This is a genomic window from Mesorhizobium sp. M7A.F.Ca.AU.002.02.1.1 (assembly GCF_003998535.1).
Taxonomy (GTDB): domain Bacteria; phylum Pseudomonadota; class Alphaproteobacteria; order Rhizobiales; family Rhizobiaceae; genus Mesorhizobium; species Mesorhizobium ciceri.
Genome location: NZ_RZPB01000491.1, coordinates 1 through 4,658, shown reverse-complemented (window position 1 = coordinate 4,658; position 4,658 = coordinate 1). Strand labels below are relative to the sequence as shown.

The following is a 4,658-nucleotide window of genomic DNA, read 5'->3' as shown; positions in this document are numbered from 1 at the left end:
GCCACCGACCCTGAGCGCCGCGAGTTCAGCTGCGGTACGCTGCCAGACGAAACCATCCTGGCCGGTCAGGCGCTTGAGATCGCCGTCATGGATGATGACGGGAACGCGGTCGGACGACAGGTGCACGTCGCATTCGATGGCGTAGCCGCGTTCGGCGGCTGCGGCAAAGGCCGACAGCGTGTTTTCCCAGCGCGTCTTGTTCATGTCGTGGAAGCCGCGGTGGGCAACGGGCCGGGCGGTCAGCCAGGATAGCTCGGTCATATCTGTACCCTGGCTCATGCGACTTCGAAGATGGCTTCGATTTCCACTGCGGCATTAAGCGGCAGGCAGGCCGTGCCGACGGCGGAGCGTGCATGCTTGCCGCGCTCGCCAAGGGCGGCGACCAGGAAATCGGAGGCGCCGTTGGCAACCAGATGCTGCTCGACGAACTCGGGTGTCGAGGCGACGAAAACGGTGATCTTCACCAGGCGGCTGATCTTCTCGAGGTCGCCGAGTGCTGCCTTGGCCTGCGCCAGGATGTTGATCGCGCAGTATTTTGCCGCATCCTTGCCGCCTGCGGTATCGAGATCGCGGCCCAACAGCCCGCTCGCCTGCAGCTTGCCGTCCTTAAGCGGCAATTGCCCGGCAGTGAACAGCAAATGGCCGGTCCTGCAATAGGGCACGTAGTTGGCGGCGGGCGCGGCGGCGACGGGAAGCGTCACACCCAGATCGCTTAGCCGCTTTTCGATTGTTTCACTCATGGTATTTCCCTATTGCTTGGTGACGCCGCGCCGGCCGGGCCGAAATTGCTATTTTTGCCTCGCTTCCGCCACGACTTTTTTTAAGCTGGACCATCTTTCCCTGCGGCCTGCCATCAGTCGCGACGATCGGAGTACCTCATGCGCGCAACGCGCCTCGCATTCCATGCCGTCCTGTTGTCGGGGATATTCTCGATAGGCCCTGTCTTCGCAGCGCCGGCGCTGCAAGCCCACCGCGCCGTCTACGATCTTACCCTGAAAAAGGCTTCCGATCAGTCCGGCATCACGGGCATATCCGGCCGCATGGTCTATGAGTTCAACGGCTCGGCCTGCGAAGGCTATACGGTGAAATTCCGCTTCGTCACCCAGATCGTCACCGCTGACGGCACGAAGCTGACGGACCAGCAGACGACAACTTTCGAGGACGCCGAAGGCAAGACCTTTTCGTTCGTGACGAAATCCTTTTCCGACCAGAACCTCGACAAGGAGGTCAAGGGCATAGCCACGAAAGAGGCCAAGGGCCTGAAGGTCGATATCGACAAGCCCGAAAAGAACAGCGTCGAGCTGGCGACAACCCAATTCCCGACCCAGCATTTGGTCGAATTGATCGGCAAGGCCGAAAAAGGCGAGAATTTTTACGAAACCAACCTGTTCGACGGTTCCGAAGACGCCAACAAGGTGATGACCACCACCGTCGTTGTCGGCAAGAAAACCGATGCCGACAAGGCCGACCCGGAAGCTTCGGCACTGGCAAAGCTCGCCACCGACAAATACTGGCCGGTCGACATCGCCTATTTCGACGACACCAACAAGACCGGCGAAGAGGTTCCGGAATACCGTATCAGCTTCAAGCTGCATGAGAACGGCATCACCCGCGATCTCGTCATGGACTATGGCGACTTCTCGATGACCGGCAAGCTGGTCAACCTGTCGCTGTTCGACCAGACAAAACCTTGTCCCGCCAAATAGTGCCTGTCTAGGCAGCTGATTTGCCACGGCACGGCGTGGTCGTAACGAACGACTTGAACGTGCCGCAATCGTCCCTCAACCTCTTCCAGCGTCCAGGCGCGAGGGGGATCAGCTTGAGCAGGATCGATACGTTCGTCGCGCCGCGGCCCAACCCGGCACTGATCAGGGCCATGACATCCGTCAACCGGATCGTCATGCTGCGCGGCATTCCCGGGTTTCGGGATCTGTTGCCGTTCAATCGCCTGGCCGGTCTGCGCGGCGTCTCAAATGTCCGCCATATCGACTTTCCCGACGCCGATCTTGAGCGGCTGAAGGCCAGTTGCGGGGCAGGGAAGGCGACCTTCATCACGCCCAATCATCCCGAGTTCTTCACCGACTGGATGATCGACAAGGAAATCGTGTCGCAGGTCAGCCCGCTCACGGCCTCATGGGCGACCAATGGTGTCGTCAACGGCCTTGGCCGGCTGATGCAGAAGTTCTGGCTGGCCAACAATCTGATCGCCCAGATTCCCGGCAACAGCGGGGCAGCGAAGGAACACTCGATCGCCTGGGCCTTGAAAGGCCATGGCGTGCTGCTGCATCCCGAAGGCGGCGTCGGCTGGCATGCCAATGTCGTTGCGCCTTTGCTGCCGGGTGCCGTCGAGATGGGACTGGAGGCCCTCAAGCGCGGTCGGGCCACGGATCCCAATTTCAAGGTCTGGATCGCGCCCGTCGTCTGGAAGCTTGCCTTCACCGGCAACGTCGAAGCGGCACTGGCGAAGGAATGCGCCTATGTCGAGAAAAACCTCAAAATAGAACGCCAGGCGACCGACACGCTGCCGCAGCGCATTCACCATGTCTATTCGACACTGCTGGCCCGCGATGAAGCTGCCACCGGCATGCCGTTCGACCAAGGCGCTTCCTATGCCCAGCGTCAGAGGGTTTTGGTCACCGAGCTCAGCCGCCAGCTCGGCAAAAGCATCTCAGCCGACATTGATGTCACCGACATCACCGAGATTCTGCGGCGGGCGCGCCGCTGGCAGCGCGAAAACACTGGCGATGCCGAACGGCAAAGGCAGGTCCGCGCGCTCGTCGATAGGGTTCAGAGGCTGCAACGCGTCGGACCCTGGGCCTGCGCCAATCCGCGCATTAGCCAGGAGGAGATCGCCGAACATCTGAAGCGGATCCGCAACGACTATTGTCGGGGCGGGCTGCGCGACACGATGAACCGATTCGTTCCGCAGCCGGCCGGGCCGCGTTGCGCCCACATCCGGGTGCCGGAGGCACTGGGCTTGCATGAGCATACGGGCTCGATCGACGATGCGGTTGCCGATCTGCACCGTCGCATGCAGGATACAGTCACCAACATCGTCGCCGAGCTTGCAGCCAATGGCGGCTTCATTTTCTATCCGAATCCATTCTATCGTCACTGACATCAGCCGGGCCATGTGGCCGACTGTCGTGACGGATGGAAGGCAGACAGCAAGCTTTATGGCAGCCTATGTCGACGCAGCGATCTGGAACTGGGCCGGCCATCGCTGGTGCCATCTGTTGGCCGACGACACCGACGAGTTGCATCGCTTTGCCGCGCATCTTGGCGTCAAGCGCTCATCCTACCAAGGGCCGCCCAAGACATCGGCGCCGCATTATGACATAACCGGCTTCGAGCGTGACCGTGCGGTGCGGCTCGGCGCCATCGAATGCAGCCGCGAGGAGATCGTCGCGGTCTTCCGGCGGGTGCGGGTGCCGAACGGCAAGATAAAGCGCTGACGGCAGCGCGCGGATCGTCGCACGCCGTACACAGGTCCCACGGCGCTTGCGTTTATCGCGCATCCCCTCTATATGCGCGCTCATTCCACACACGGACTTTGGTGTCTGCCCGGGAGAAATCCGGCTGAAACCTCCGGTGGCGTTCGAGGACAAAGTCCAAAAATGCCTGTGTCCGTGGAGGCTAACCGGAAAGGAACTTTGAATGGCACTGCCTGATTTCAGCATGCGCCAGCTTTTGGAAGCTGGCATTCACTTCGGCCACCAGACCCATCGCTGGAACCCGAAAATGGCGCCCTACATCTATGGCGCCCGCAACAACATCCACATCATCGACCTCTCGCAGACGGTGCCTTTGCTGCACCAGGCGCTGAAGCAGGTTTCCGACACCGTCGCCAAGGGCGGCCGCGTGCTGTTCGTCGGCACCAAGCGCCAGGCGTCCGACATCGTCGCCGATGCGGCACAGCGTTCGGCTCAGTACTACGTCAACTCGCGTTGGCTCGGCGGCATGCTGACCAACTGGAAGACGATCTCGAATTCGATCCAGCGCCTGCGCAAGCTCGACGAGATGCTGGCCGGCGAGGCGCAAGGGTTGACCAAGAAGGAACGCCTGAACCTCGACCGCGAGCGCGAGAAGCTCGACAAGGCGCTGGGCGGCATCAAGGACATGGGCTCGACGCCCGACCTGATGTTCGTGATCGACACCAACAAGGAAGCGATCGCCATTCTCGAGGCCAAGCGCCTCGGCATTCCGGTCGTCGCCATCATCGATTCGAACTGCGATCCGGACAAGATCGACTTCCCGATCCCCGGCAATGACGACGCGGCCCGCGCCATCCAGCTCTATTGCGATCTGATCGCCAAGGCTGCGATCGACGGCATTGCCCGTCAGCAGGGCGCGCTCGGCGTCGACATCGGCGCTTCGATCGAAGCTCCCGTCGAACCGGCGCTCGACCCGGCTCCGGCCCCGGCTGCAGACGCTCCGGAAGCTTGATAATCGAAGGCCGGTTGCGGCCTTCATCTTTCTCATATTCTGGCACGCTAAACAGACGCACCATCGAATACCGATGGTGCGTCGGTGCATTTAAAACAAAGAGGCGACAATGAGCATTTCGGCTGCACAGGTCAAAGAACTCCGCGACTTGACCGGCGCGGGCATGATGGATTGCAAGGCGGCGTTGACCGAGACCAACGGCAACATGGAAG

The 4,658-nt window shown here is 61.1% G+C and carries 6 protein-coding genes and 1 pseudogene; 5 read left to right on the top strand and 2 right to left on the bottom strand.

The window, feature by feature from the left end:
• Together EN879_RS24905 and EN879_RS24900 are read right to left on the bottom strand one after the other, a co-directional pair.
• The coding region (locus EN879_RS24905; RefSeq protein ID WP_281034606.1) for a glycerophosphodiester phosphodiesterase family protein at window positions 1–261 on the bottom strand (261 nt) is incomplete at its 3' end.
• 14 nt (window positions 262–275) lie between these two features.
• On the bottom strand, window positions 276–740 hold the full coding sequence (locus EN879_RS24900) for a RidA family protein (protein ID WP_063167962.1): 465 nt from the start codon (window positions 738–740) through the stop codon (window positions 276–278).
• Between the two features lie 138 nt (window positions 741–878).
• On the opposite strand from EN879_RS24900, the gene EN879_RS24895 reads away from it, so the two are divergent.
• From EN879_RS24895 to EN879_RS40155, 5 genes and pseudogenes are all read left to right on the top strand, one after another.
• Window positions 879–1,706 carry a cell envelope integrity EipB family protein gene (locus EN879_RS24895; protein WP_063167963.1) on the top strand — a complete coding sequence of 276 codons (828 nt, stop codon included), beginning with the start codon at window positions 879–881 and terminating at the stop codon, window positions 1,704–1,706.
• A gap of 113 nt (window positions 1,707–1,819) precedes the next feature.
• Window positions 1,820–3,118: a hypothetical protein gene (locus EN879_RS24890; protein ID WP_063167964.1), complete on the top strand. Its 1,299-nt coding sequence runs from the start codon at window positions 1,820–1,822 to the stop codon at window positions 3,116–3,118.
• Between the two features lie 58 nt (window positions 3,119–3,176).
• Window positions 3,177–3,455: a DUF4031 domain-containing protein gene (locus tag EN879_RS24885; RefSeq protein ID WP_013531766.1), complete on the top strand. Its 279-nt coding sequence runs from the start codon at window positions 3,177–3,179 to the stop codon at window positions 3,453–3,455.
• 202 nt (window positions 3,456–3,657) lie between these two features.
• Entirely contained in the window at window positions 3,658–4,446 is a 789-nt protein-coding gene (gene rpsB / locus EN879_RS24880; protein ID WP_013531765.1) for a 30S ribosomal protein S2, read from the top strand.
• Between the two features lie 109 nt (window positions 4,447–4,555).
• Window positions 4,556–4,658, top strand: a pseudogene (locus tag EN879_RS40155) (elongation factor Ts); the annotation flags it as partial.

Coding starts and splice junctions, on each gene's coding strand:
- EN879_RS24885 (WP_013531766.1), top strand. CDS start 3,177: ATGGCAGCCTATGTCGACGCAGCGATCTGGAACTGGGCCGGCCATCGC.
- EN879_RS24895 (WP_063167963.1), top strand. CDS start 879: ATGCGCGCAACGCGCCTCGCATTCCATGCCGTCCTGTTGTCGGGGATA.
- EN879_RS24900 (WP_063167962.1), bottom strand. CDS start 740: ATGAGTGAAACAATCGAAAAGCGGCTAAGCGATCTGGGTGTGACGCTT.
- rpsB (WP_013531765.1), top strand. CDS start 3,658: ATGGCACTGCCTGATTTCAGCATGCGCCAGCTTTTGGAAGCTGGCATT.